The 26,589-nt window shown below is 68.4% G+C and carries 25 protein-coding genes; 6 read left to right on the forward strand and 19 right to left on the reverse strand.

The genetic code is table 11. The annotated features are described in order from the left end of the window. The first annotated feature begins 139 nt into the window (after positions 1 to 139). Positions 140 to 1,417 carry an amidohydrolase family protein gene (locus tag U9J23_RS14300; RefSeq protein ID WP_059380974.1) on the forward strand — a complete coding sequence of 426 codons (1,278 nt, stop codon included), beginning with the start codon at positions 140 to 142 and terminating at the stop codon, positions 1,415 to 1,417. A 75-nt stretch (positions 1,418 to 1,492) separates the two neighbouring features. On the opposite strand, the gene U9J23_RS14305 is transcribed toward U9J23_RS14300, so the two are convergent. Then, a complete protein-coding gene (locus U9J23_RS14305; RefSeq protein WP_059380973.1) occupies positions 1,493 to 1,978 on the reverse strand; it encodes a TIGR00725 family protein in 486 nt (161 codons plus the stop codon). A 123-nt stretch (positions 1,979 to 2,101) separates the two neighbouring features. Here U9J23_RS14305 and U9J23_RS14310 point away from each other — a divergent pair, with 123 nt between their 5' ends. Then, positions 2,102 to 2,515 (forward strand): YchJ family protein, encoded by a 414-nt coding sequence (locus U9J23_RS14310; protein ID WP_059380972.1) that lies wholly within the window; start codon positions 2,102 to 2,104, stop codon positions 2,513 to 2,515. Between the two features lie 10 nt (positions 2,516 to 2,525). Here the strand turns inward: U9J23_RS14310 and U9J23_RS14315 are convergent, their stop codons facing one another. After that, positions 2,526 to 3,197: a TetR/AcrR family transcriptional regulator gene (locus U9J23_RS14315; RefSeq protein ID WP_059380971.1), complete on the reverse strand. Its 672-nt coding sequence runs from the start codon at positions 3,195 to 3,197 to the stop codon at positions 2,526 to 2,528. Positions 3,198 to 3,307: 110 nt separating this feature from the next. On the opposite strand from U9J23_RS14315, the gene treZ reads away from it, so the two are divergent. Then, complete coding sequence (gene treZ, locus U9J23_RS14320) at positions 3,308 to 5,056, forward strand: malto-oligosyltrehalose trehalohydrolase (RefSeq protein WP_059380970.1); 1,749 nt, start codon at positions 3,308 to 3,310, stop codon at positions 5,054 to 5,056. A gap of 87 nt (positions 5,057 to 5,143) precedes the next feature. Continuing rightward, positions 5,144 to 5,416, forward strand: coding sequence for a hypothetical protein (locus U9J23_RS14325; RefSeq protein ID WP_006554117.1), 273 nt, complete (start codon positions 5,144 to 5,146; stop codon positions 5,414 to 5,416). Positions 5,417 to 5,425: 9 nt separating this feature from the next. Here U9J23_RS14325 and ilvA read toward each other — a convergent pair whose 3' ends face one another. Then, positions 5,426 to 6,745 (reverse strand): threonine ammonia-lyase IlvA, encoded by a 1,320-nt coding sequence (gene ilvA, locus U9J23_RS14330; RefSeq protein WP_059380969.1) that lies wholly within the window; start codon positions 6,743 to 6,745, stop codon positions 5,426 to 5,428. 155 nt (positions 6,746 to 6,900) lie between these two features. After that, positions 6,901 to 7,344 (reverse strand): nitroreductase family deazaflavin-dependent oxidoreductase, encoded by a 444-nt coding sequence (locus U9J23_RS14335; RefSeq protein WP_059380968.1) that lies wholly within the window; start codon positions 7,342 to 7,344, stop codon positions 6,901 to 6,903. A gap of 138 nt (positions 7,345 to 7,482) precedes the next feature. On the opposite strand from U9J23_RS14335, the gene U9J23_RS14340 reads away from it, so the two are divergent. Next, positions 7,483 to 7,710, forward strand: coding sequence for a hypothetical protein (locus tag U9J23_RS14340; RefSeq protein WP_059380967.1), 228 nt, complete (start codon positions 7,483 to 7,485; stop codon positions 7,708 to 7,710). 219 nt (positions 7,711 to 7,929) lie between these two features. On the opposite strand, the gene dnaE is transcribed toward U9J23_RS14340, so the two are convergent. The 5 genes from dnaE to lspA all read right to left on the reverse strand — a co-directional run bounded on the left by dnaE (position 7,930) and on the right by lspA (position 14,819). After that, on the reverse strand, positions 7,930 to 11,466 hold the full coding sequence (dnaE, locus tag U9J23_RS14345; RefSeq protein ID WP_106199428.1) for a DNA polymerase III subunit alpha: 3,537 nt from the start codon (positions 11,464 to 11,466) through the stop codon (positions 7,930 to 7,932). Between the two features lie 38 nt (positions 11,467 to 11,504). Continuing rightward, positions 11,505 to 12,446, reverse strand: coding sequence for an EamA family transporter RarD (gene rarD / locus U9J23_RS14350; protein WP_372466034.1), 942 nt, complete (start codon positions 12,444 to 12,446; stop codon positions 11,505 to 11,507). Between the two features lie 124 nt (positions 12,447 to 12,570). Further along, positions 12,571 to 13,218, reverse strand: coding sequence for a hypothetical protein (locus tag U9J23_RS14355; protein WP_059380964.1), 648 nt, complete (start codon positions 13,216 to 13,218; stop codon positions 12,571 to 12,573). A gap of 3 nt (positions 13,219 to 13,221) precedes the next feature. Then, the gene (locus U9J23_RS14360; protein WP_016691814.1) at positions 13,222 to 14,130 is read right to left on the reverse strand and encodes an RluA family pseudouridine synthase; all 909 of its coding nucleotides are present in this window, start codon (positions 14,128 to 14,130) and stop codon (positions 13,222 to 13,224) included. 14 nt (positions 14,131 to 14,144) lie between these two features. Continuing rightward, a complete protein-coding gene (gene lspA / locus U9J23_RS14365) occupies positions 14,145 to 14,819 on the reverse strand; it encodes a signal peptidase II (protein WP_059380963.1) in 675 nt (224 codons plus the stop codon). Between the two features lie 66 nt (positions 14,820 to 14,885). On the opposite strand from lspA, the gene U9J23_RS14370 reads away from it, so the two are divergent. Then, the gene (locus U9J23_RS14370; protein ID WP_064059915.1) at positions 14,886 to 15,842 is read left to right on the forward strand and encodes a hypothetical protein; all 957 of its coding nucleotides are present in this window, start codon (positions 14,886 to 14,888) and stop codon (positions 15,840 to 15,842) included. A gap of 78 nt (positions 15,843 to 15,920) precedes the next feature. Here the strand turns inward: U9J23_RS14370 and U9J23_RS14375 are convergent, their stop codons facing one another. From U9J23_RS14375 to ftsZ, 10 genes are all read right to left on the reverse strand, one after another. Further along, positions 15,921 to 16,427 (reverse strand): hypothetical protein, encoded by a 507-nt coding sequence (locus U9J23_RS14375; RefSeq protein WP_033097609.1) that lies wholly within the window; start codon positions 16,425 to 16,427, stop codon positions 15,921 to 15,923. Between the two features lie 123 nt (positions 16,428 to 16,550). Beyond that, positions 16,551 to 17,858 (reverse strand): DNA polymerase IV, encoded by a 1,308-nt coding sequence (locus U9J23_RS14380; protein ID WP_059380961.1) that lies wholly within the window; start codon positions 17,856 to 17,858, stop codon positions 16,551 to 16,553. Positions 17,859 to 17,982: 124 nt separating this feature from the next. Beyond that, complete coding sequence (ileS, locus tag U9J23_RS14385) at positions 17,983 to 21,141, reverse strand: isoleucine--tRNA ligase (protein WP_085468385.1); 3,159 nt, start codon at positions 21,139 to 21,141, stop codon at positions 17,983 to 17,985. 261 nt (positions 21,142 to 21,402) lie between these two features. Further along, on the reverse strand, positions 21,403 to 21,675 hold the full coding sequence (locus U9J23_RS14390; protein ID WP_059380959.1) for a hypothetical protein: 273 nt from the start codon (positions 21,673 to 21,675) through the stop codon (positions 21,403 to 21,405). 63 nt (positions 21,676 to 21,738) lie between these two features. Next, positions 21,739 to 22,587 (reverse strand): DivIVA-like cell division protein Wag31, encoded by an 849-nt coding sequence (wag31, locus tag U9J23_RS14395; RefSeq protein WP_059380958.1) that lies wholly within the window; start codon positions 22,585 to 22,587, stop codon positions 21,739 to 21,741. Between the two features lie 151 nt (positions 22,588 to 22,738). Beyond that, positions 22,739 to 23,029, reverse strand: a complete 291-nt coding sequence (locus U9J23_RS14400; protein WP_006554132.1) for a YggT family protein — start codon at positions 23,027 to 23,029, stop codon at positions 22,739 to 22,741. Between the two features lie 156 nt (positions 23,030 to 23,185). Further along, complete coding sequence (locus U9J23_RS14405; RefSeq protein WP_085468386.1) at positions 23,186 to 23,824, reverse strand: cell division protein SepF; 639 nt, start codon at positions 23,822 to 23,824, stop codon at positions 23,186 to 23,188. A gap of 32 nt (positions 23,825 to 23,856) precedes the next feature. Then, complete coding sequence (locus U9J23_RS14410) at positions 23,857 to 24,591, reverse strand: YggS family pyridoxal phosphate-dependent enzyme (protein WP_059380956.1); 735 nt, start codon at positions 24,589 to 24,591, stop codon at positions 23,857 to 23,859. Beyond that, positions 24,588 to 25,334, reverse strand: coding sequence for a peptidoglycan editing factor PgeF (pgeF, locus tag U9J23_RS14415; RefSeq protein ID WP_085468387.1), 747 nt, complete (start codon positions 25,332 to 25,334; stop codon positions 24,588 to 24,590). Before pgeF ends, U9J23_RS14410 begins: the two co-directional genes overlap by 4 nt. Then, positions 25,331 to 26,566, reverse strand: coding sequence for a cell division protein FtsZ (gene ftsZ / locus U9J23_RS14420; RefSeq protein ID WP_059380954.1), 1,236 nt, complete (start codon positions 26,564 to 26,566; stop codon positions 25,331 to 25,333). The genes pgeF and ftsZ overlap by 4 nt, the downstream gene beginning before the upstream one ends. Positions 26,567 to 26,589: the final 23 nt, after the last annotated feature.

Consider the following 26,589-nt stretch of genomic DNA (forward strand, 5'->3'; position numbering starts at 1 on the left):
CATGGATTCGACACCTCCACCCACGAAATCCACCCGATACGCAACACTCCTTGATTTATGTTCTCGAATACGGAAATCTAGTTCTCATCGCGAGCGCCGACGCCGGCAGGACTTTTGCGCAGCCCAGGGAGAGGATTCGATGAAGACCGAAGACATGGTGATGATCAGCATCGACGACCACGTCGTCGAACCCGCGGACATCTTCGAGAAGCACTTCCCCAAGAGCCTGATGGACCAGGCTCCCAAACTCACCGCCCATCCCCGCAACCCCAATGTGCAGGCCTGGCAGTTCCAGGGCACCGTCGTCGGCAGCTCCGGCCTCAACGCCGTCGTCTCCTGGCCCAAGCACGAATGGGGCATGGACCCCACCGGCTACGCCGAGATGCGACCGGGTGTCTACGACATGGACCTGCGCGTGCGCGACATGGACGCCAACGGAACCCTCGCCGCGACCCTGTTCGCCACCTTCCCCGGCTTCGCCGGCACCCACCTGGCGAGCCTGCCCGACAAGAAGCTCTCCCTCGCCGCACTGAAAGCGTTCAACGACTGGGTCGTCGGCGAGGTCCCGGACGCCCACCCGGGCCGGTTCATTCCCATCGGCATCATCCCGTTCTACGATGCCGAAGAATCGGTGAAGGAAATCGAGCGCATCGCCGCCATGGGATGCCGGTCGATCAGCATCCCGGAGACGCCCTACGGCGTCGGCGAGGGTTATCCCGACTTCAAGTCCGGGCACTGGGATCCGATCTTCGAGGCATGCGTCGAGCACAACATCGTGTTGTCCCTGCACATCGGCGGCGGTATCAACCTCGTCAAGCGCCCGGCCGGTTTCAACATCGACGACATGATGATCCTCACGCCGCTCATCTCGACCATCGCGGCCACCGACATCATGCTCAGTGGCGCCTTCCAGAAGTTCCCCGATCTGAAGGTCGCGATGAGCGAGGGCGGTGTCGGCTGGGTCGCGCCGTGGCTCGACCGCCTCGACCGGCACATCGTCAACCAGTCGTGGACCGGCACCAGCTTCCTGCCGGCCGGGATGAGCCCGACGGACGTGTGGCGCAAGAACTTCCTCGCCTGCTACATCACCGAGCCGAGCGGACTGAACAACCGTCACCGGCTCGGCGTCGACACCATTGCGTGGGAATGCGACTACCCCCACTCCGACTCGACGTGGCCGAACTCCCCCGAGATGCTCAAGGAGGAACTCGACGCGTGCGAGTGCACGGACGAGGAGATCGACAAGATCACCTTCGCCAACGCCGCGAAGTTCTTCGACTGGGATCCTTTCGAGCACATCCCGCGTGAGGAGGCCACCGTCGGCGCCCTGCGCGCCCGCGCCGGCGACGTCGACATCAGCGAGACGTCCAAAGAGGAGTACCGCCGCCGCTACGAGCTCGCCAACTCCGGCTCGTAGAGCCTGCTCCACAGGAGCCCACAGCAGACGATGCCCGCCGATCCGGATCGGCGGGCATCGTCAGTCTAAGTCGGCTCACACCGGGTCCTTGCGCCACAACAGCGCGTGCAAGCACTCGACGGCCTCGGCGGGCGATTCGACGTCGAGCACTCCCGCTGCGGGCATCCGCCAGCCCCCGATCGAGATGACCGGGACACCGATGCGGACCGCGAGCGCGATCTCGCTCATCGTGCCCCAGCTTCCACCCACCGCGATCAGCGCGTCACTGCTGCGCACGAGCAGCGCGTTGCGCATCTCTCCGAGCCCGGTGGGAACGGCCACCGTCAGATAGGGATTGCCCTCGGCACGGTCGTCTCCGGGCAGCAGGCCGAGGGTCGTCCCACCGGCTTCCACAGCGCCCCGGCAGGCTGCCGCCATCACCCCACCCAGACCGCCGGTGACCACGACGGCCCGGCGTCCGGCGAGGAGTCCCCCGACCTGGCGGGCGAGGCGTCGCTGTTCGGGCGTGGCTTCACCCGGCCCCACGACCCCGACATAGCGCTGCGCATTCATGTTCGGCATTCTGCATCATGGAGCGCTCCGGAGCGCGCGGTCCGAGAACATCATTCACGCCCGGTGATCGTCCGCTCCTGCAGGCACCGCCCCGAGGTCGGGCGATCGAGCCCCTCGGGGGAGACTGTGGCCATGAGCAGAGCCGACCGCAGCGCCGACATCAGCCCGGACTCCCCGTGCCCGTGCGGTCGCGGCGTTCCCCTGTCCGAATGCTGCGGGCCGCTGCTGGCCGGCGCGAGCGCGCCCACCGCCGAACGGCTGATGCGTTCGCGGTACACGGCCTTCGCGACGCGCGACGCGGCGCACCTGCTGCGCACCTGGCACCCGTCCACGCGTCCGCGCTCGATCGAGTTCGACCCCGGTCAACGCTGGACCGGACTCGAGGTCCTGCACACCACCGGAGGCGGATTCCTGCACACCACCGGCACGGTGGACTTCCGCGCGCACTGGAGGGCGGGCGGGGTGCCCGACTCGATGCGCGAGCACAGCCGGTTCGTGCGGGAGGACGGCGAGTGGCTCTACCTCGACGACCGGGGCGACGACTGAGTCGAATCCGTCACGGTGCAGGTGGCCGCAACAGCGTCGCGCGCAGCGTCCCCGAGAGCCACTGACGGTACTGGTCGACGTCCCATCCGCGATCCCGCCTCAGCAGCGCGTGCACCTGTGGGGAACTCAGGGTGAACAGGACATCTGCCGCGTGTTCGACGGTGACGTCCTCACGCAGCCAACCGGCGTGTTCGAGTCCTTCCGCGAGAGTGCGGGCGTTCTCGGCCGTCGCCTTCGCGTCGTCCGCGGCGAAACGACGCATATCGGGATCCGCCCCCGATGATTCCACGGAGGTCATGAGCAGCCCGCCCGCGCGTTCGAGCATCGCGGTGCCGTAGCGGACCACCTGCTCGACCACCAGATCGACGTGCGAGACCGCGCCGCCGGCGTGGGACGGTTCCGGTTCCGCCGCCGCGGTCGCGCGCGGATCGCCGTCACCGGCCACCGCGTGATCGAGCGCCTCGCGGAAGATCTCCGCCTTGCCGCCGGGGAATGCGGTGAACACCGTCCGCACCGCCACACCCGCTTCGTCCGCGATGTTCTTGACGGTTGTGCTGACGTAGCCGTCGCGAACGAACAACCGTGCCGCGGCGTCGCGGATCGTCTCGCGGGTCCGGCGGGCCGCTTCCTCGCGCAACGGTGAGGTGTACCGTCGGCGGGCTCGCTCGGGATTCGGGTTCACTCCCCCAGTATCGAGTGCATTGCAGCTGCAACAAAATTGACGCGCGGCAGGTGGGTCGTCCGTCGGCGCCATCCCCTGCACCGGCGCCGCCGACACGGCATGCTGGTCGAGTGCACACCTTCGAGGTCTGGGCTCCGATCCCGTCGTCCGTCCGACTGTTCGCCGACGGACGGCTCCACGACATGCAACGCGACGACGACGGCTGGTGGCGTACCACCGTCGATGTCGCTCCCGACACCCGATACGGTTTCGTGCTCGACGACGACACCGGGACGGTCCTTCCCGACCCGCGCTCTCCACGTCAGCCGGAGGGCGTGCACGAGCCATCGCAATTGCACGTGCTCGACGAGTCGAAGTGGACCGACCGCAACTGGACCGGCCGGCAACTGACGGGAAGCATCATCTACGAGATGCACGTCGGGACCTTCACCCCCGAGGGCACTCTCGACTCGGCGATCGACCGTCTCGACGAACTCGTGGACCTCGGCGTCGAGTTCGTCGAACCCATGCCGCTCAACGCGTTCAACGGCACCCACGGGTGGGGCTACGACGGCGTGCTCTGGTACGCGGTGCACGAACCCTACGGCGGCCCCGATGCCCTGCAGCGTTTCGTCGACGCCGCTCACGCGCGCGGTCTGGCCGTGGTGCTCGACGTCGTCTACAACCATCTCGGTCCGTCGGGGAACTATCTGGGTCGCTTCGGCCCCTATCTCTCCGCCGCCCCGGGAATCTGGGGCGACAACATCAACCTCGACGGTCCCGGATCCGGGGAAGTGCGGCGGTACATCCTCGACAACGCGCTGCGTTGGTTCCGCGAGTTCCACATCGACGCCCTCCGGCTCGACGCCGTGCACGCGCTGATCGACCACACGGCCACCCACCTCCTCGAGGAACTGTCGGTCGAGACGTTCCGCCTGTCCGCTCATCTCGGCCGTCCCCTGTCGTTGATCGCCGAATCGGACCTCAACGATCCAAAACTGATCACTCCCCGGCCCGGCGGTGGATACGGACTGCACGCGCAGTGGGCCGACGACGTCCACCACGCGATCCACGCAGCGGTGTCCGGTGAACGACAGGGCTACTACGGCGACTTCGGTTCCCTGGACTGCCTCGCGTACACGCTCGGGCACGGCTTCTTCCACGCCGGGACGTACTCGAGTTTCCGCGGCCGGGTCCACGGGCGCCCGCTCGACACCCGGCGCACACCGGCGAGCGGTCTGGTCGCCTACACCTGCACGCACGATCAGGTCGGCAACCGGGCGCTCGGCGACCGGCCCGGGGCCTATCTCGAACCCGGTCAGCTGGCCGTCAAGGCAGCGCTCGTACTCGCTTCCCCGTACACCCCGATGCTGTTCATGGGCGAGGAGTGGGGTGCGAGCACACCCTTCCGCTACTTCACGTCGCATCCCGAACCGGAACTCGCCGCGGCGGTCGTCGAGGGTCGCCGGCGCGAGTTCGCCGAACACGGCTGGGACGCCGACGACGTACCCGACCCGCAGGCTTCGGAGACCTTCACCGGCTCGAAGCTGCGCTGGGACGAACGCGACGAGGACGGGCACGCCCGGCTGCTGGAGTGTTATCGCGCACTCATTGCGCTCCGGCGGGATCGGGCCGAGCTCACCGATCCCTGGCTCGAGCACGTGCACGTGACATACGACGAGGACGAGAAGTGGCTCGTCGTGCACCGCGGTGCGCTGCGCGTGGCGTGCAATCTCGGACCCGATCCCGTCACCGTGCCGGTCGGCGGGAGGCCTCTGCTCTGGTGGGACGAACCGGTGGTCAACCGCACCGAGTCCGCGGTGCTGATCCCGGGCTGGTCCTTCGCGATCCTGGAGGCTCCCGAGACGCCCCGCCGATAACGTTCGTCAGGCGAAAAAAGTCGTTGATTATGCCACGAGTGGGCGAGTACCGTCTCAGGTACCGTCGAATTCTCGAGGTGGATCACCATGAAACCCAAGAAGATTCTGGCGAGCGTATTCCTCAGCACCGCCCTCGTCCTCGCCCCCGCAGGGGTTGCCTCGGCGTCACCGGTGGTCGACACGTCCCCCGGCGTCGTCGCCGTCAACCACGACCACCACGGCAACCATCACAACAATCACTGGAAGGATCGCGACCACCACGGCAAGAACCACAGGAACGACTGGGATCGCCGTTGGGACAATCCGTGGCGTCCCGACTGCTTCTGGTTCGGCCCGTGGCTGGTGTGCTCGCCCTGGTAGCGACTCCGACTAGGTGAGATAACGGTAGGCCGGCGACCCCGGCTCGAGTCGCTGCGCGTCGATCGGCGACGCGTCCATGCGATTGAGCAGGGCCGAAAGGTCTTCTGCAGCACCCAGTTCGATACCGACGAGGGCAGCACCGGTCTCCCGGTTGTTGCGCTTGACGTACTCGAACAGGGTGATGTCGTCGTCCGGTCCGAGGACCTCGTCCAGGAACCGGCGCAGCGCGCCGGGCTCCTGGGGGAAGTCCACGAGGAAATAGTGTTTGAGCCCGCGGTGGACGAGCGACCGCTCGATGATCTCGCCGTAGCGCGAGACGTCGTTGTTGCCGCCCGACACCAGGCACACCACGTTCGCTCCGGGCTGCACCGAGATCGACCCGAGGGCAGCGACGGACAGTGCGCCGGCGGGCTCGGCGATGATGCCCTCGTTCTGGTACAGATCGAGCATCGTGGTGCACAGCGCACCCTCGTCGATCTGGGTCATGCCGAACGGGGCCCGACCGAGCCCCTCGCGGCGCAGCGTGGCCACGAGCGGCAGGCTCGAATGGGACACGACCTCCGCACCGAGTTCGGAGACGACAGCGTAGGGGACGTCGCCGATCCGCTTGACCGCAGCGCCGTCGACGAACGGCTCGACCTCCGGCAGCGTGACGGGACCACCCGCGACCAGCGCGGCGGTCATCGATGCTGCGCCGGCCGGCTCGACGCCGACGATCGACGTGCGTGGGGACCGCTCGCGCAGATAAGCGGCGACACCGGCGATGAGGCCGCCCCCACCGACGGGGACGAGCACGACGTCGAGATCACCGTCGAGCTGTTCGAGGATCTCGCGGGCGATGGTGCCCTGGCCCGCGGCGGTGCGGGCGTCGTCGAAGGGCGGGATCATCGTCGCACCGGTGCGGATCGCATCGTCGGCCGCCGCCGCGGCCGCGGCGTCGAAGGTGTCGCCGACGCCGATGAGTTCGACGCTGTCGCCACCGTGGACGCGGATCCGGTCGCGCTTCTGCTTGGGAGTGCGGGTTGGCACGTAGATGCGTCCCTGGATTCCCATCACCCGGCACGCGTAGGCGACGCCCTGCGCGTGGTTGCCGGCGCTCGCCGTGACGACACCCGCGGCACGCTCGGCCGCGTCGAGCTGCGCCATGGCGTTGTACGCCCCGCGGAGCTTGAAGGACCGCACCCGGGTGAGGTCCTCACGCTTGAGGTACACGTTGGCACCCACGAGCGCCGAGAGCCGGGGGCTGCGCTCGAGCGGCGTCGGGGCGACCGCCTCCGAAATTCGCTCGGCAGCCGCATCGATGTCGGCCGCGCGGGGCACGGCGGTCACAGTCGTCGGTTCTGCTGTTCGCGAAGTGGAGGTCACCCGTCAATGCTGCCACTCCCCCGAATCGCCCACCACGGCGGGACCTGCATCGAGGGAGTGGCAGGACCTTCCGGACAGTGCCCGGAACGCTGTCGGCTCTTCGTCGGAGCGCGTTCCGTCTACGAACTCTCGATCGGTTCGAGAACGAAGACGGGGATCTCGCGGTCGGTCTTCTCCTGGTACTCCGCGTAGGGCGGGAACGCCTCGACGGCACGCTCCCACCACTGCGCCTTCTCCTCGCCGTGGACCTCGCGGGCGATCATGTCCCATACCTCGGTGCGGTCCCTCACTTCCACGTGCGGATTCGCGAGGACGTTGTGGTACCAGACAGGATGCTTCGGTGCACCGCCGAGCGAGGCGACGGCGGCATACTTTCCCTCGTGCTCGACCCGCATGAGAGGGATCTTGCGGAGCTTGCCGGACTTGGCGCCGACCGTGGTGAGGATGATCACCGGCCGGCCCTGGAGGGTCGTGCCGCGGGTTCCGCCCGACGACTCGTACTCCTCGACCTGCTTGGCACTCCATTCGACGGGACTCGGTTCGTACTCTCCGTGCAGTGGCATACCCACCAGTCAACACAATCGTTGTGACAGTCGCCGCCCGATCGCCGAGTTCGGTGGCCCGAACTCTTCCCTGCGCCTATCCTGAAGAAAGAATTCCGCTCGGCCTACAGCCGCTCTGCCTACAGGAGGTGCACCGAGATGTCCGTGCTCGATACCCGGGTACACCGTGAGCGCACCGACGGCGTGGACATCGCCGGCACGATCTGGCCCCTGTACAAGCTCGAAGCACTCGCCGCCGGTCTCCTCACCCTGCTCGTGGTCCTCGTCGTCACGACCAACGCCCAGAGCGCCGTCCTCGGTGCCGCTGGGGTCACCGTCGTCGTGTGGTGGGTCCGCAGGATCCAGCGGCACGCACTCCGTTCCTAGACGAGACACACCGCTCGCCGTCGCGGCCGACCCCATCCCGGTCGAGGGACGCCTTCCGCGTGCCCCTCTGCTCGGAGCCCGGTCGGGTGCCGTCCGGGCGCATCCCACCCGCACCGCCGCTCTGACGGCACACGAACGGCAGATCGCCGAACTCGCAGCCACCCGGATTCGCAACCGCGCGACGCTCGCCGGAGCACTCGCGTCGCGCGGCGGGACCGGCTAGGTGGCCAGGCAGCCCGGGCCGAGCAGGGCCTTGAGGTCGCCCATGAGCGCGGACGACGGTTCGACCCGCAGGCTGTCGTCGAGCTTGAGGACGGTGACCTTGCTGCCGGTGATGAGCCGCACGTGCACGTCGGACGAGCCGGGATGGCGGGTGAGGACGTTCTTGAGGGCACCGACCTTGTCGGGGGTGCACAGGCGGGTGGGCATCGACACCGACACCGGCTTCGCGACCCCGATCTGCGACAGGTCGGGGACGACGAGATCGTTGGCGATCAGGGAGATCCGGTCGTCGCGGATCGACACCCGCGCCTTGACCAGCACCACCGAGTCCTCCACGACATCCATGCCGTAGACGGCGTAGGACTGCGGGAAGAACAGCACCTCGATGCCACCGGTGAGGTCCTCGAGCTGCGCGGACGCCCAGGCCAGACCGTTCTTGTTGATGCGCCGGTTCACCGAGGCGAGGATGCCGCCGACGGTGACCTGACTGCCGTCCTTGAGCGCGCCTTCGAGGATCGCCGGGATCTGGGTGTCGGCCTGCGACGCGAGCACGTGCTCGACGCCGTTGAGCGGGTGCCCGGAGACGTAGAGGCCGAGCATCTCCCGTTCGAGGGCGAGGCGGTGCTTGGTGTCCCATTCCTCCTCGGGGATGCGGACGTTGAACACCGCGGCGACGGACTCGTCGGCGTCGTCGCCGCCGAACAGGTCGAACTGACCGATCGCCTCGGCCTTCTTCGTGCTCATCACCGCGTCGATCGCATCGGCGTGGACGAGCATCAAGCCCTTGCGCGGGTGCCCGAGCGAGTCGAATGCGCCTGCCTTGATGAGGGATTCGGTGACCTTCTTCGAACACGCGACGGTGTCGATCTTGTTGAGATAGTCGGAGAAGTCGGTGTAGCGGCCCTTCTCCTCCCGACCCTTGATGATCGAGGCAACGACGTTCGTGCCGACGTTGCGAACGGCGCCGAGGCCGAACCGGATGTCCTCGCCCACCGACATGAAGTTGGTGTGCGACTCGTTGACGTCCGGCGGCAGCACCGTGATGCCCATCTTGCGGCAGTCGGACAGGTAGACCGCGGCCTTGTCCTTGTCGTCGCCCACGGAGGTGAGCAGACCGGCCATGTACTCGGCCGGGTAGTTCGCCTTGAGGTAGGCGGTCCAGAACGAGACGAGGCCGTAGCCGGCGGCGTGCGACTTGTTGAACGCGTAACCGGCGAAGGGCAGAACGGTGTCCCACAGCGCGGTGATCGCCGCCTGCGAGAAGCCGTTGTCCTTCATGCCTTGCGCGAAGCCGTCGTAGGCCTCGTCGAGGATCTCCTTCTTCTTCTTACCCATCGCGCGGCGCAGCAGGTCTGCCTGTCCGAGCGAGTAACCGGCCACCTTCTGAGCGATCTGCATGATCTGCTCCTGGTAGACGATCAGGCCGTAGGTGTCGGCGAGGATCTCCTTCAGCGGTTCCTCGAGCTCGGGATGGATCGGCTTGACCTCTTGCCGCCCGTTCTTGCGGTCGGCGTAGTCGTTGTGCGCGTTCATGCCCATCGGACCGGGGCGGTACAGCGCGAGCACGGCGACGATGTCCTCGAAGCCGGTGGGCTGCATACGGCGCAGCAGGTCGCGCATGGCGCTGCCGTCGAGCTGGAACACGCCGAGCGTGTCGCCGCGGGCGAGCAGTTCGTAGGTCGCGGGATCCTCCAGCGGGAGGGTGTCGAGGTCGAGATCGATCCCGCGGTTGACCTTGATGTTCTCGATCGCGTCGCCGATGACGGTGAGGTTGCGCAGACCGAGGAAGTCCATCTTCAGCAGGCCGATGGCCTCGCAGGACGGATAGTCCCACCCGGTGATGATCGCGCCGTCCTGCGCACGCTTCCACAGCGGGATCGCGTCCATGAGCGGCTCGGACGACATGATCACCGCGCAGGCGTGGACGCCGGCGTTGCGGATCAGGCCCTCGAGTCCGAGGGCGGTGTCGTAGATCTTCTTGATGTCCGGGTTGGACTCGATCAGCTGGCGGACCTCGGCGGCTTCCTTGTACCGCTCGTGGCTCGGGTCGGTGATACCCGAGACCGGGATGTCCTTCGCCATGATCGGCGGCGGCAGGGCCTTGGTGATCTGGTCGGCGATCGCGAATCCGGGCTGGCCGAACTGCACTCGCGCGGAGTCCTTGATCGCGGCCTTCGTCTTGATGGTGCCGAACGTGATGACCTGGGCGACCTTGTCGTTGCCCCACCGCTCGGTGGCGTAGCGCACCATTTCACCGCGGCGGCGATCGTCGAAGTCGATATCGATATCGGGCATCGACACGCGCTCGGGGTTGAGGAACCGCTCGAACAGCAGGCCGTGCGGGATCGGGTCGATGTTGGTGATGCCCATCGCGTAGGCGACGAGCGAACCGGCAGCCGAACCACGGCCGGGGCCGACACGGATGCCGACCTCGCGGGCGTGGTTGATGAGGTCGCCGACGACGAGGAAGTAGGCGGGGAAGCCCATCTGGTTGATGACGCTGATCTCGTACTCGGCGCGCTCGACGTACTCGCGGGGCGGGCCGTCGGGGAAGCGCCGGTCGAGACCGCGCATGACCTCCTTGTGCAGCCAGCTCGCCTGCGTCTCCCCTTCCGGTACCGGGAAGACCGGCATCCGGTCGCGGTGGGTCCACACGTCCTCGTAGGACTGCACGCGCTCGGCGATGAGCAGCGTGTTGTCGCAGGCCCCCGGCACCTCGCGGTCCCACTGCTCGCGCATCTCCTGCGCCGACTTGAGGTAGTAGCCGTCGCCGTCGAACTTGAACCGGGTGGGGTCGGAGAGGGTCTTACCGGTCTGGATGCACAGCAGCGCCTCGTGGTTCGCGGCCGCATCCTTGGTGACGTAGTGGCAGTCGTTGGTCACCAGTGGCGGGATGTCGAGCTTGCGGCCGATCTCGATCAGACCCTCGCGAACCCGGCGCTCGATGGACAGGCCGTGGTCCATGAGTTCGAGGAAGAAGTTGTCCTTGCCCCAGATCTCCTGCCACTTCGCGGCGGCCTCGAGCGCCTCGCGCTCGTGACCGAGGCGCAGGCGCGTCTGGATCTCGCCCGACGGGCAACCGGTCGTGGCGATGATGCCCTCGTGGTGGTGGGCGATGAGGTCTTCGTCCATACGCGCCCACTTGCCGAGCTGCCCCTCGATCGATGCGAGCGAGGACAGCTTGAACAGGTTCCGCAGGCCCGTCGAGTTCTCGGCGACCATCGTCATGTGGGTGTAGGCACCCGAGCCGGAGACGTCGTCGGACTTCTGGCCGGGATCGCCCCACTGCACACGCTTGGTGGAGAATCGCGACTCCGGCGCGACGTACGCCTCGATGCCGATGATCGGCTTGATGCCGAACTTCTTGGCGACGTTGTAGAACTCGCTGGCGCCGTACATGTTTCCGTGGTCGGTCATGCCCACGGCCGGCATCCCCAGCCGTTCGGCCTCCTTGAACAACGGTCCGACCTTCGCGGCACCGTCGAGCATCGAGTACTCGGTGTGGGTGTGCAGATGAACGAACGAGTCAGCCACGCGTGCCTCTCCCGGGATGTCTGTGGGCAGAGACGAGTCTAAGCCGCGCGAGGGTCCGCGGTGACCACGGCACGCTGACGACGGGCCCGCACGAGGGCGTCCGTGCTGTACACCGCCAGTGCGATCCAGATCAGGACGAAACCGATCCATCGCGAGGCGGGCATGTCCTCTCCGAGCACCACCACACCCCACGTCATCTGCAGGCTCGGCGTGAGGTACTGCAGCATGCCGAGTGTCGCGAGAGGGACCCGTTGCGCGGCCGCGCCGAAGAGCAGCAGCGGCACAGCGGTCACCAGCCCCGCCGACACGAGCAGCGCGGTGTGATCCATGCCGTACCCGAGGAAGGTGCCGGTGCCGGTCACCGCGAGGAAGATCACGTACCCGAGCGCGAACGGGGCCGCGACGATCCCCTCCCCCGTCAGGGACGTGCGCGGATCGAGCGGCACGATCTTCTTGATCACCCCGTAGGACGCGAACGACAGCGCCAGGGTCAGGGCGATGATCGGCGGTCTTCCGTAGTCGACGGTGATCACCACCACCGCGCATATCGCGAGCACCAGCGCCGCGATCTGCGCCGGCCGCAGTCGTTCCCGGAAGAACAGGACTCCGAACACCACGCTGACGAGCGGGTTGATGAAGTAGCCCAGTGCGGTCTCCACGACCCGGCCCGAGACGACGCCGTAGATGTAGACGCCCCAGTTGACCGCGATCGCGGTGGACGCCGCGGCGACCAGACCCCACGTGCGGGCCGACAGGCCACGCAGGGCGCCGAGGCGTCCCATGACGCCCAGCACGATCAGCATGAGCACGAGGGTCCACAGCACGCGGTGCGCGAGGATCTCGACGGCGCCGGCAGGTTCGAGCAGACCGAAGTAGGCGGGGAACAGTCCCCACAATCCGTAGGCACCCAGGCCGCACAGCACCCCCGTGCGCGCGACGCTCCGCTGCCCCGAATCGTTCCCTTCCCCCGAGTCGCTCACCGGCTCACCCTACGGCGCCGCCGGTGCACTGTCGTTCCGAAACACTGTCGTTCCGAAACACTGTCGTTTCGAGACACTGTCGTTTCGAGACACGCTCGTTCCGAGACGGGGTCGCACCGCACCGTCACGCCTCCCCGTCGTCGGGGCCGGGCACGACCGTCTCGACGTGCGTGGGGAGCAGCGGCGTCACCGCGAAGCGTCCCGCGATCGCGTCGGCGGGCAGGACCTCCACGGCCCGCACGTCCGAGGCGTCGGCGACGGCCCGGAACTGCTCGGGAGTGCCACGGAGCACCGCCGCCACCACGCAGTCGCAACCGCCGGCGAGCCGCTGCGCGGAGACCGCCCCGACCCGTGCGGCGCGTTCGGTCCCGAACTCCATCAGGCTCAGCCTGCCCGCGGCGACCGAGGGAGCACGACGGACCGCCTCCGCGTTCTCCGGCACCGCGACCGGCACCAGCGGTGTCTGGACGCGGTCGATCGGGACGCGCAGCAGCACCTGCGCCACGCGCACCTCGCCGGTGAGTTCGACGACCCGGTCGATGCCGACGGTGTCGGCGAACGACACCAGTCCCCAGTGCTCGAGATCTCCGTCCGCTTCGGCCTCGGTCAGGCTGTCCGCGGCCCGCGTCAGATAGTCGGCGACCACTTCCCCGTTGTCGGGGCCGAGGGTGTCGCTGCCCACGGGGGCCGGCCGCGGCGGTGAGGTCCACCCGGCGACGAGCACGGCGACGACGAGAACGACGACCGCCGCCCAGGGCAGGACGCGTCCCATCGGTCAGGCGTTGCGCAACACGGCGAGCGCGTGTTCGAGATCCGGCGGGTACTTGCTGGTGATCTCGACCCAGTGTCCGCGCGTGGGGTGCGAGAACCCGAGGGTGCACGCGTGCAACCACTGCCGTTCGAGACCGAGACGCGCCGCGAGACGCGGGTCGGCTCCGTAGGTGAGGTCGCCGCAACAGGGGTGACGCAGCGCCGAGAAGTGCACCCGGATCTGATGGGTGCGCCCGGTCTCGAGGTGGATGTCGAGCAGGCTCGCCGCCTGGAACGCCTCGATCGTGTCGTAGTGCGTCACGCTGGGCTTGCCGTCGGCGGTGACCGTGAACTTCCAGTCGCTGCTGCGATGACGGCCGATCGGTGCGTCGATTGTGCCGCTGCTCGGGTCGGGATGCCCCTGGACGAGCGCGTGGTACCGCTTCTCGACCGTGCGTTCCTTGAACGCGCGCTTGAGCACGGTGTAGGCGCGTTCGGACGTCGCGACCACCATGACGCCGGAGGTGCCCACGTCGAGCCGGTGCACGATGCCCTGGCGCTCGTGGGCCCCGGACGTGGAGATCCGGTAGCCGGCGGCGGCGAGACCACCGATCACGGTCGGTCCGGTCCAGCCGACGCTCGCGTGGGCGGCGACACCCACGGGCTTGTCGACAGCGACGATGTCGTCGTCGGCGTAGAGGATCTCCATACCCTCGACGGGCTGGGCCTCGATGGTCAGGGGGCGGGGCGGCTCGGGCAGTTCCACCTCGAGCCAGGAGCCGGCGGACAGTCGGTCGGACTTGCCCACGGCCGCGCCGTCGACCACGACGGCGCCCTCCTCGGTGAGCGTGGCGACCACGGTCCGGGACAGACCGAGCAGGCGCGCGAGGCCTGCATCGACACGCATCCCGTCGAGCCCGTCGGGTACGGGCATCGCGCGGGTTTCCCTCACTGGTGTGATTCCTTTCTCGTGTCGTCCGCATCCGGCGCTGCGTCCCGGCCCTTCGAGGCACCGCCGTCGGGTTCGACGCCGAAGACGGTCAGGGCCACGAGCAGGATCGCCCCGCACACGATGGCCGAGTCGGCGACGTTGAACACCGGCCACCATCCGACCGACACGAAGTCGACGACGTGGCCCTGCAGCGGTCCGGGCGAGCGGAACAGACGGTCGGTGAGATTGCCGAGGGCTCCCCCGAGGACGAGGGCGAGGCCGAGTGCCCACCATCCCGATCTCAGGGTCCGGCCGATCTTCACGACACCGACGACGACGGCGATCGCGACCAGCGTGAGCAGCCAGGTCATGCCCGTGGCCATGGAGAACGCGGCACCGGGATTGCGGACGAGTGTCAGGGTGACCGTGTCGCCGACGATCGAGATCGGGTCGGCGGGGTCGATGTAGTGGACGGCGAGCACCTTCGTCACCAGATCGGCGACATAGACGACGAGCGCCACGAGCAGCAGCGGTCGCAGCATGCGCCGGCCGATGGACGGGGACGGCTCGTCGGCACGACCGGGAACCGGAGTCGGCTCGTCGACGCGACCGGGAACCGGCGTCGGCTCGTCGACGCGACCGGGAACCGGCGTCTCCGCGTCGCGGTCGGGTCGGGAAGCTTCGTTCGTCACCGCTCCATCATCCCCTACCGGACGACCGCGGCGGTTCCCCCACCCGTCGTGGCTACCCTGGGTGGCGTGCCTGCGCTGTCCAGATTCCCCCGCTCGGGGCCGTGTGCCCTCGCGGCCGTGCTGTCCCTCTCCGCTCTCGTCGCCGGTTGCGGTGGTCCTTCGGACGGCGCGCCCGCCGTCACGGCGGCGACATCGACGGAGGTGACGGTGCCGGTATCGGCGGTGACCACGACGGTGCTCGACCCCGGCGCCGAACCCCGATCGGTGGTGCGTCTCGCCCCGGAGGCCGGGGTGCAGCAGGGCGTCGTCCTCACCACCCGCTCCGAGGTCTTCCAGCGCGTCGGCGACGACCCGCAGCAGGACTTCTCCACTCCCGAACTGACCCTTCCGCTCTCGGCCACGGTCGAGCAGGCGGTCTCCGACGAGGACCCGAGCACCGTGGTCGACATCACCGTCGGATCGGCGACGTCGCCGGACGAGACGCTCGGATCCGCGTTGTCCGACGCCGAGGGTTCCGGGGCCGGACTGACCATCGGGCCGACCGGCGCGATCAGTGCGCTGCGCCTCGAGCCCGCTCCCGATGCGGCGAACATCGCACGATCGGCGATCGAGCAGGCGTTCTACCAGGCCGTCTATCGCATCGTCTCGTTCCCGGAGGAAGCCGTCGGGGTGGGCGCCGTGTGGGAGATCCACCAGCAGGTGATGAGCGCGGGCATCACCCTCGACCAGGTCGGGACGGCGACACTCGTCGAGCGGGAGGACGACCGTCTCACGGTCGACGTGAAGGTCGAACAGACACCGCGCGAGTCCACCTGGGTGTTGCCGAACGGGCAGGGCCGTCTCGACATCGAGCAGTACACGATGGCCGGGGAGGGGTCGATGACGATCGACGCGTCGCTCCCCCTGCCCGTCGGCGGAGAACTGACGGTGCGGGGCGATCAGACCTACGTCGAGCCGGACGGCGGAACGCGCCTGTCGCAGTCGCAGGTCGACCGGGTGGGCTGGAACACCCCGGATCGGTAGTCCGGAAGATATACGAACGCCGACGGCCGGCGCGGAAGTTCCGCGCCGGCCGTCGGGTCGTTCGGGACGAGTACTACATCACACGCAGGCCGGGGACTGCAGCTGCGCCATATTGATGACGATGGAGCACGCGTAGTCCTTCGACACCTTCCAGGTGTCGTCCTCGGCGACGAAGTCGACCGTGCCGAAGGACGGCTGGTCGCTGCCCGCGAGCGCCATCTCGACACCGGCGGTGATCGTGCCGTTCTCGTTGTCGGTCACGTCGACGACGTTGACCTGCACACCGGCATCGTTGGCCGCCTGGGCGACCATGTTGATCAGCTCCGGATCCTCCTCGGCGCCCTGGACCAGGTCGGTCTTCTCGGCGGCCGGGACGCTCAGGTCGAAGGCGCGCGCGAGGTCGGCGTTGAGCTCCTCGACGGTGGGCACCGGCGGGTAGTCGACGGCCGGAGCCGCGGCGGTCGTGGTCGTGCTGGTCTTCGCGGTCGTCTCGGAGGAGCTACCGCCGTCGTCCGAGCTGCAGGCGGACATCGTGAGGGCGGCGGCGAGCGCCACGGTGGCGACGGTGATCTTGCGAAGCTTCAACTTCTCGTCCTTCTCGTTCGGTCGTGCACGATGTGATTCGTCGTGCTCGGTCATCCGGCAGCGGATCGCCCGCAAGAGTACCCGGCGGTAGTAAGAAGACCATGAGGGCGCCGGGAACATGTTTCAGTTCAGGCTCGCGAGCGGGTCGGCGACGGTGAGGTCGGGATCGTTCTCGTCGAGCGTCCGCGCTGGTCCCGGACCCGTGCTGCGTGTCTCGAAGCGGACGGTGACCACACCGTGTCCCGCACCCTGCACCCATCCGTGCCCGAATTCCGGATGGCAGACGTCGGCGCCCGGCGTCCACCGCGTGGCCGGTCCGCTCGCCGCGACGAACTCCTCGTCCTCCTCGGCCGGCCCGGTCTCCTCGGTCGTCGTCCGGTCCAGTTCGGGGAACAGGGTGTCCTGCGCGATCGCGGACAGACCCGCATAGCCCACCCCGACGAGCCGGACGGGACCGATCTCGAGGGGATCGAGCGCGAGGCGCTGGGCAGCGGCGGTGAGCACCTGCACGTCCTCGGTGGCGTAGGGCAGGGTCGACGACCGGGTGAGCACCGACATGTCGGCCTTACGCAGCTTGAGCACCACCGTGCGGGCGGCACGCCCGTCCTTGCGCAGGCGTGTGTGCGCGGCGGTCGCGGACGCGGCGATCGCCCGCCGCAGTCCGGGCATCGCGACGATGTCCGTGGGGAAGGTGGTCTCGGCGCTGACCTGTTTCGCCTCGGCGCGTTCGGCGACGGGCCGGTCGTCGAATCCGTTGGCGAGCCGGTGCAGTCCCGGTCCGATGGTGCCGCCGAGGATCGACGCGGCCTCGGCGACGGGCAGCGCCGCGAGATCTCCGATGGTCTCGATGCCGAGTCGCCGCAACCGGTCCTCGGCCACCGGACCGATCCCCCACAGCTTGCGAACCGGCAGGCTGTGCAGCAACGGGAGTTCGCCTTCGGGCCGGACGACGAGCAGCCCGTCCGGTTTCGCGAGACCGGACCCGATCTTCGCGATCTGCTTACCCGATCCGGCGCCGATGGAGGCGACGAGACCCGTTTTCTCCCTGACGTGTTCGCGTAGCTCCGAACAGAAGCGTTCGACCTCGTCGGCGTCGGCGCCGGCGAGTTCGAGAGGTTCGGCGAACGCCTCGTCGAGCGAGAGGGTCTCGAGGATCGGGATCCGGGCGCGCAGGGTGTCGAAGACGAGTCCGCTCAGTTCGCGGTAGAGGATTCCGCGCGGAGGCAGCACGACCGCCGCCGGTCCGACGAGGCGCCGTGCCCGGCTCATCGGCATGGCCGAGCGCGCACCGTAGACGCGGGCCTCGTAGCTCGCGCCGGCCACCACCCCGCGGGCACCGAGCCCACCGACGAGGACCGGCCGGCCCCGCAGGGTCGGCCGGGTCAACTGCTCGGCGGACGCGAAGAACGCGTCGAGATCCAGGTGCAACACCCAGCGCCGACTCACGGAAGCGGGCACGTGTCGAGACTAGTGCGCCGCACCCACACGTCCGGTGGGAGGCCACGGGTCGGTGCTTCCGGAAGGACGCTCGGCCCTTCCGGAAGCACCGGCCCGGTCACGCCTTGACGATGGACGCGCGGGTTCCTTCGCCGAGTTCGATCGCCTCGCCCTCGGGGGCGCCGAGCTCGAAGGTCGTGGCGAGGATCTCGCCGGCGATCAGATCCCGGTGGCGTGCAGCCCATTCGGCGCGTTCGGCGGGAACCTCGAACCGCACCGAGATGCGGTCGGAGACCTCCAGGCCGAGGTTGCGGCGCGCGTCCTGGAACTCGCGGATGCGGTCCTTGGCCCAGCCCTCGGCCTCGAGTTCCTCGGTGACGGTCGTGTCGAGGACCACCAGGCCGTTGCCACCCGGCAGCGCGGCGGTGGATTCCGGCTCGGCCGCGACGAGACGGCTGGTGTACTCCTCGGGCAGCAGGGCGATTCCGGCCGCGGTGACCGTGCCGTCCTCCGCCTGCGTCCAGTCGCCCGCCTTGACCGCCTTGATGACCTTCTGCACGTCCTTGCCGAGACGCGGACCGGCGGCACGCGCGTTGACGACCACCTCGAACCGGCCGTGGGCCTCGACGTCGTCGGTGGTCACGACCCGCTTGACGTTGACCTCGTCCTTGATGAGGTCGACGAACGGATCGAGATGCGACGAACCCGGCGTCGCCACCGTGACCTCGGGCAGCGGGAGTCGCACGCGCAGCTTCTGGGCCTTGCGCAGCGACAGCACGGTCGAGCACACCCCGCGCACCTCGTCCATCGCCGCGACGAGCGCGGGATCCGAGGGCAGGTCGTCGGACGCCGGCCAGTCCGCCAGGTGCACCGACCGGCCACCGGTCAGACCCCGCCAGATCACCTCGGACGCCATCGGCAGCAACGGCGCGGCCAGGCGCGTGACGACTTCGAGCACCGTGTGGAGGGTGTCGATCGCGTCGGTGTCCTCGTCCCAGAACCGGTTCCGCGAGCGGCGCACGTACCAGTTGGTCAGCGCGTCGCAGAAGGTGCGCAGCTCGTCGCACGCCCCGGCGATGTCGACGGCCTCGAGCGCCTCGGTGATGACGTCGCGGGTCTGCGCGAGCTTGGCGAGGATGTACCGGTCGAGCACGTTCGTCGAATCGGTCCGCCAGGTGCCCGGCTTCGACGCGTACAACTGCAGGAAGCTCCATGCGTTCCACAGCGGCAGCAGCGCCTGTCGCACACCCTCCCGGATGCCCTGTTCGGTGACGACGAGGTTGCCGCCGCGCAGGATCGGCGAAGACATGAGGAACCAGCGCATCGCGTCGGAGCCGTCGCGGGCGAAGACCTCGTTGACGTCGGGGTAGTTGCCCTTCGACTTGCTCATCTTCAGACCGTCGTCGCCGAGGACGATGCCGTGCGCGGCAACGCATTTGAAGGCGGGACGGTCGAACAGCGCGGTGGCCAGGACGTGCAGCGTGTAGAACCAGCCGCGGGTCTGGCCGTTGTACTCGACGATGAAGTCGCCCGGGTAGTGCGTGTCGAACCAGTCGCGGTTCTCGAAGGGATAGTGCACCTGGGCGAACGGCATCGAGCCGGACTCGAACCAGCAGTCGAGGACCTCGGGGACGCGACGCATGGTCGACTTCCCGGTCGGGTCGTCGGGATTCGGCCGGGTGAGTTCGTCGATCATCGGCCGGTGCAGGTCGGTGGGACGCACACCGAAGTCGCGTTCGAGTTCGTCGAGCGAACCGTAGACGTCGACGCGCGGATATTCCGGGTCGTCCGAGACCCACACCGGGATCGGGCTGCCCCAGTAGCGGTTACGGCTGATGTTCCAGTCGCGGGCGCCTTCGAGCCACTTGCCGAACTGACCGTCGCGGATGTGCTCGGGCACCCACGTGATCTGCTGGTTGAGCTCGACCATGCGGTCGCGGAAACGGGTGACGGCGACGAACCACGACGGCACCGCCATGTAGATCAGCGGCTGACCCGACCGCCACGAGTGCGGGTAGGAGTGCTCGATGGTCTCGTGCCGCAGCAGCTTTCCGGCGGCCTTGAGGTCCTTGATGATGACGGGGTTGGCGTCGAAGACCTGCAGGCCCTCGTACGGCGGCACCATCGAGGTGAACTTGCCGCCCGGATCGAGCGGCTGCACGAGCTCGATGCCGTTGCGCTGGCAGTACTCCATGTCCTCTTCACCGAAAGCCGGTGCGAGGTGGACGATTCCGGTACCGGATTCGGTGGTGACGTAATCGGCGGCGATCACCCGGTGGGCGTTCTCGTGGCCGGTGAAGAAGTCGAAGGGCGGCTCGTAGGCGAGACCGACGAGGTCGGTGCCGCGGTAACGGCCGAGCACCTCGGGCTCCTCGCCGAGCTCGCGGGTGTAGTGACCGAGACGATCCTGCGCGAGCACGTAGGTCTTGCCGTCGGCGCCGCGTACGGCGACGTACTCGATCTCGGGGTGCACCGCGATCGCGAGGTTGGACGGCAGGGTCCAGGGCGTGGTGGTCCAGATGAGCGCGCACGCACCGTCGAGTTCGGAGCCGGGTGCGCGCAGCACCATGTCGACGGTGACCGCCGGGTCCTGACGCATCTTGTAGGCGTCGTCGAGGCGGGTCTCCTGGTTCGACAGGGGCGTCTGCTCGTACCAGCTGTAGGGCAGCACCCGGAAGCCCTGGTAGATCAGGCCCTTCTCGTACAGCGACTTGAACGCCCACATGACCGACTCCATGAAGTCGAGGTCGAGGGTCTTGTAATCGTTGTCGAAGTCGACCCAGCGGGCCTGGCGGGTGACGTAGTCGCGCCACTCACCGGTGTAGCGCAGCACAGACTGCTTGCAATAGGCGTTGAACTCGGCCAGGCCCATCGAGTCGATCTCGGACTTGTCCTTGATGCCGAGCTGCTTCTCCGCCTCGAGCTCGGCGGGCAGTCCGTGGCAGTCCCAGCCGAAGCGGCGGTCGACCTTCTTGCCGAGCATGGTCTGGAAGCGCGGGACGACGTCCTTGACGTAGCCGGTGAGCAGGTGCCCGTAATGCGGGAGACCGTTCGCGAAGGGCGGGCCGTCGTAGAAGACGAACTCGTCGGCGCCGTCGCGGTTGCGCAGCGAGGCCTCGAAGGTTCCGTCGGAGGCCCACTGAGCGAGCACACGTTCTTCGAGGGCCGGGAAGTCGACACCCGAATCGCGCGGCAGGCCGTAGTCGACGCGCGGATATCCGGCAGTACTGCCGGCGGTTGCTGCGGTGGGATCCGGTGCAGCGTGGTTCTCGGTCACAGCGTGGCTCCTCCGTGCCTGGATACGTCTCGGCACGGGGACGATCGCCGTGCGCGTGCACGGCCACCGCGGTACCACCCCGCTTGCACGTCCCCGAGGGACGGCCACTCGTTCGGGCTGTGACGGGCCCACCCGTCCGGTTCTACTGGGCGACCGGCAAGGTCGCCGTTCTTCCGGAGGCTCCCCGGTGATGGCCGGATCGACGCCACCCGCGATCGCGGGATCGAGCTTCACACTCGGTGATGCATATTGTAGGACGCTTCATCGATCCGACGAATTCCGGTCGCCGGGACGCCGGCGCGGTGCGCGCCGACCGGAACGTCCGCCCGAGGTTCCGGCCTGCCCGACGGAACGGGGATCGGCCCACTCACCTTCGGCCGAACTCCGTCCGCCGAGTGCGCTCGCCAGCAGGAGCACTGCTCCCACGACGCACACCGCGATACAACCCCATGCCCAGACCACCGAACCGGTCATCAACGCGATCACGAGAAGACCGAATCCGACAGCTGCGAGTACCAGCGTGACGACGAGCACGACGCTCCTCCTCTACCGAGGTACAGCACCAGGCCGTACAGCACGAGCCGGAGAGACCGTCGGTCAGCTGTTGCCCTTCGCGAAGGACGACGATCCGAACGACGACGACGAGTTGGACTGGTTGAACACTTCCTGTCCACCGTCCACCGGAACCGCGGAACCGCGCTGCTCGAGCTCTTCGAGCTGCGACTCCAGGTAGGACTTCAGGCGCACCCGGTACTCGCGCTCGAACGTCTTGAGCCGCTCGATACGCTCCTCCAGCACCGAACGCTGCTGGTTGATCGTGGCCATGATCTCGGTGTGCTTCTTCTCCGCGTCCGCCTGCAGCGCATCGGCCTTCTCCTTGGCCTGACGCAGCTGGGTCTCCGAACGGGTGCGCGCATCGGCGAGCATCGCGTCGGACTTCTGCCGCGCGTCGGCGATCATCGCCTCGCTGCGGGTACGTGCATCGGAGACGAGCTGCTCGGAGTTGGTCCGGGCGTTGCGCACGAGCTCCTCGGCCTCGGCCTTGGCGTCGCCGGTGAGGCGGTCGGCCATCTCCTGCGCGAGTCCGAGGACCTTGGCGGCCTGCATGCTCGCATCGCCGCTCGACGGCGCAGCGGCGACCGGGGCGGGTGCCGGCGCCGGAGCGGGCTCCGGCTTCGGTGTCTCGACGACGCGCGCGGGTTCGGGTTTGGACGGGGCCGCCGGCGCGGACGACGACGCGGCGCGCGGTGCCTTCTTGGCCTCGGCGAGCTCCTGGTCGAGTTCGGCCACCCGCTGACGCAGGTCGGCGTTCTCCTCGATGAGGTTCGTCAACTCCTGCTCGACGAGATCGAGGAAGGCGTCGACCTCGTCCTCGTTGTAACCACGCTTCCCGATCGGAGGCTTGCTGAACGCGACATTGTGCACATCAGCTGGTGTCAGCGGCATGGAAGGATCCCTTCACGCGTCGAGTAAGCGGTCAAGCAGGCGTTCTGAGTAATCGACAGTGCGTTACGCGTATCAAAACCCACTGTATATGGCACTCCATTGTGGCACACGGCAGCTCCGGGACGGCCCGACACGACGCCGGACGAAGGCATCATGCTGCGCCGCCCCTGGGCAGGAATGCCATGAGGAAATACACGATGAACAGCAAGACCATGATGGACAGATCGAGCCGTACACCACCGAGATTGAGCGGAGGAATCAGTCTCCGCAGCAGCTTCACCGGCGGATCCGTGACCGTGAAGATCGCCTCGAGAACGACGACCACGAAGCCGGACGGCTTCCACTCCCGCGCGAAGGTTCTGATGAACTCGACGATGATCCGTCCGATCAGCAGAAGCCAGAAGATGAACAGCAGGAACCACAGCACCTCGAAAACGGCCACCTGCCCACAATGCCCGACGATGACGGGTCGATCAAAACCGAAACGCCCGGCCTGCAGTGATCTGCATCATGGCCGGGCGTGTCGGGACGCTCGAGGGACGGCGACGGGCATGCGGCGACGGACGTGCCGTGTGCACGCCCGCGCAGCGCGCGTCGACTACTGCTGGTTGTAGAAGCCGGTCTCGGCGATACGCCGACGTTCCTCGGCGGAGACGTCGATGTCGGCGGGCGAGAGCAGGAAGACCTTCGTAGCCACCTTGTCGAACGAACCGCGCAGCGCGAAGGCGAGCCCGGCCGCGAAGTCGACGAGGCGCTTGGCGTCGGCGTTGCTCATCTCGACGAGGTCCATGATGACCGGCGTTCCGTCGCGGAAACGCTCACCGATCGTGCGCGCCTCGCTGTAGTCGCGGGGGCGCAACGTGGTGATCTTGGACAACGGACCTCCCTCGTCGAACAGCGCACCACGCCGGGGCTCGGCACGCTCGAGTCGGCTCTCCGCCGTCAGTGGTGCGCGGCTGGGAACCGCGCGGGCCGGGGTGGGCGCCGGACGAGGGCTGCGGGCCGTGATGGGCTCGACCCGCGGACGCGGCGCCGGCTCGTACCGGTCGAATTCGTCGTGCTCGAACTCGCGGACCGGTTCCTCGCGGTGCGACGGGGCGTAGCCGCCGTAGGGCGCGTCGCCGTAGTCGCGATCGCGGTCACGGCGGCCACTCGCCGGATCGTCGAGGTACTCGTCCTCGTAATCCTCGAGCGGCACCATCCCGAAGTACGCCTTGAACTTGTGGAGTGTGCTCATCGATCGCCTTTCCCTCGCGCGGCGGATGTCATTCAGGCTAACGGTCGATACCCCAAGACCGCCGTTCCGACACGCACGCACGTCGAACCCCATCGAACCGCGTGCTCGAGGTCACCCGACATGCCCGCGGACAGCTCCACCGCCGCCGGGTGGTCCTGCAGCAACCGTGCATGCATGCCGTGCAGCAGCTCGAATGCCCGCTCGGGCTCCCACCCGAGCGGCGGCACCCCCATCAGGCCTCCGAGTTCGAGGACCTCGGACGCGGCGACCGCCTCCGCGAGGGCGGGCAGATCCTCGGCCACCACGCCACCACGCTCACGGTCGCCGTCGAGGCTGACCTGCAGCAGCGCCCGGAGCGGTGCGGTGCGTTCGCCGGCGTCGAGGGCCGCCCGCACCCCCTTCTCGAAGGCCTGCACGAGACGGAGACTGTCGACCGAGTGCACCGTATGCGCCCAGCGGACGACCGCGCGGGCCTTGTTGCGCTGCACCCGCCCGATCATGTGCCACTCGACCGGCGCGGTGACGCTCTCCCGGAACTCGGCGATCTTCGCGCTCGCCTCCTGCTCGCGGGACTCGCCGAAACGTTCGCATCCCAGCTCGTGGAGAAGCACGGCGTCGGACGCGGGAAAGAACTTGGTGACCGTCAGCAAGGCGACGTCCGACGGATCACGGCCGGCGGCGCGTGCCGCGGCGTCGAGTCGCTCGCGGACGGCGGCGAGACGCCCGGCGAGTTCGTCGCGCCGGTTCTCGGAGGTAGGGGCGCTCACGCCGTTCCCTCCTCGCCGGCCTCCTCGAGCCAGACGACCGAGGCGAAGCGGCCCGTAGGTGCCGAGCGCCGGTGGCTGAACAGCGAGGTGTCCTCGATCGTGCAGCGCGGATCCTCCGCCACGGCGGTCACGCCGTGGTCGGCGAGTTGGCGGCGCAGTCCGGCACGCAGGTCGAGTCCCGGAGTACCGCGGTTCGTGCGGGTCGCGCTGCCGGGCAGGTGAGCCTCGACATCGGCCCTCATCGCCGCGGGCACCTCGTACTGTCGTCCGCTCGCAGCGGGCCCGAGCAACGCGCCGATGCGATCGGGGCGGGCGCCGAGATCGACCATGACGTCGAGCACGCGCGGGAGGATCCCGATGCGCGCCCCCACCCGGCCGGCGTGCACGGCGGCGATCACCCCGGCCACCTCGTCGGACAGCAGGATCGACACGCAGTCGGCGCTGAGGGTCACGAGCGCGAGCCCGGTCTCGCGCGTGACGAGCGCATCGGTGGCGGGAACGGGTTCGGACACCGGCCCGTCGACCACGGTGACGTTGCGGCTGTGGATCTGTTCCATCCAGACAAACCGCTCCGGCGGCAGCCCGAGGACGGACGCGAGCCGCCGCCGGTTGGCGGCGACTGCGGCCGGGTCGTCACCGACGTGGTCGGCGAGGTTGAAACTGTCGTACGGAGGTGCGGAGACCCCGCCGGCTCGTGTGGTCACGACCCGGCGGGCGCGCAGCAGGCGGTGCGGAGCCGTCAACGGCGCATGAAGATCGGCACGTCGACGTCGTCGTCGCCGTCGTCGTCGATGTCCACGCTGCGGGGTGCGTGGCCGCCTCCGGCCGGCGGCTGGTTGCCGACGGGGGGCTGGTCGCGCACCGGGGTGGGTTCGACCGTCTCGCGCTCGGGACGGCCGAGCTCGCCGGCACGCGCGACGCCGATCGCACCGGGCCGACCGGCCGGCTGTTGCTGCTGCGGCTGCTGCCCCTGGCCCGACTGCTGACCCGGTTGCTGCTGGCCCACCTCGACGGGACGGCGGGCGGGCGTTCCGCCCTCGAAGCCGGCGGCGATGACGGTCACGCGGACCTCGTCGCCGAGCGAGTCGTCGATGACCGTGCCGAAGATGATGTTGGCATCGATGTGCGCTGCCTCCTGCACGAGCGAGGCGGCCTCGTTGATCTCGAACAGGCCGAGATCGGATCCGCCGGCGATCGACAGCAGCACGCCGCGCGCGCCTTCCATCGACGCCTCGAGCAGCGGCGAGTTGATCGCGGCCTCCGCGGCCTTGATCGCACGACCCTCACCGCGCGAGGAGCCGATGCCCATCAATGCGGAGCCGGCACCCGACATGACGCCCTTGACGTCGGCGAAGTCGACGTTGATCAGACCCGGGGTGGTGATGAGGTCGGTGATGCCCTGGACACCGTTGAGGAGCACCTCGTCGGCGGAGCGGAAGGCGTCCATGAGGCTGACGGCGGCATCGCCGAGCTGGAGGAGCCGGTCGTTGGGGATGACGATGAGCGTGTCGCAGGACTCGCGCAGCGTCTGGATGCCGGTGTCGGCCTGGCTGCCGCGGCGCTTGCCCTCGAACGAGAACGGACGCGTGACGACACCGACGGTGAGCGCGCCGAGCTTGCGGGCGATGCTCGCGACGACGGGAGCGCCGCCGGTACCGGTTCCACCACCCTCGCCTGCGGTCACGAAGACCATGTCGGCGCCCTTGAGCACCTCTTCGATCTCGTCCTTGTGATCCTCGGCGGCCTTGCGGCCGACCTCCGGGTCTGCGCCGGCGCCGAGTCCGCGGGTCAGTTCGCGGCCGACGTCGAGCTTGACGTCGGCATCCGACATGAGCAGAGCTTGCGCGTCGGTGTTGACGGCAATGAACTCGACTCCCTTGAGTCCCTGCTCGATCATGCGGTTGACCGCGTTCACGCCGCCACCGCCGATACCGACGACCTTGATTACGGCGAGGTAGTTGTGCGGGGGCGTCATGTGCTCTCGCCTTCCTGAAGTTC

The sequence above is a fragment of the Rhodococcus sp. PD04 genome (genome assembly GCF_035918275.1).
GTDB classification, from domain to species: domain Bacteria; phylum Actinomycetota; class Actinomycetes; order Mycobacteriales; family Mycobacteriaceae; genus Rhodococcus; species Rhodococcus rhodochrous.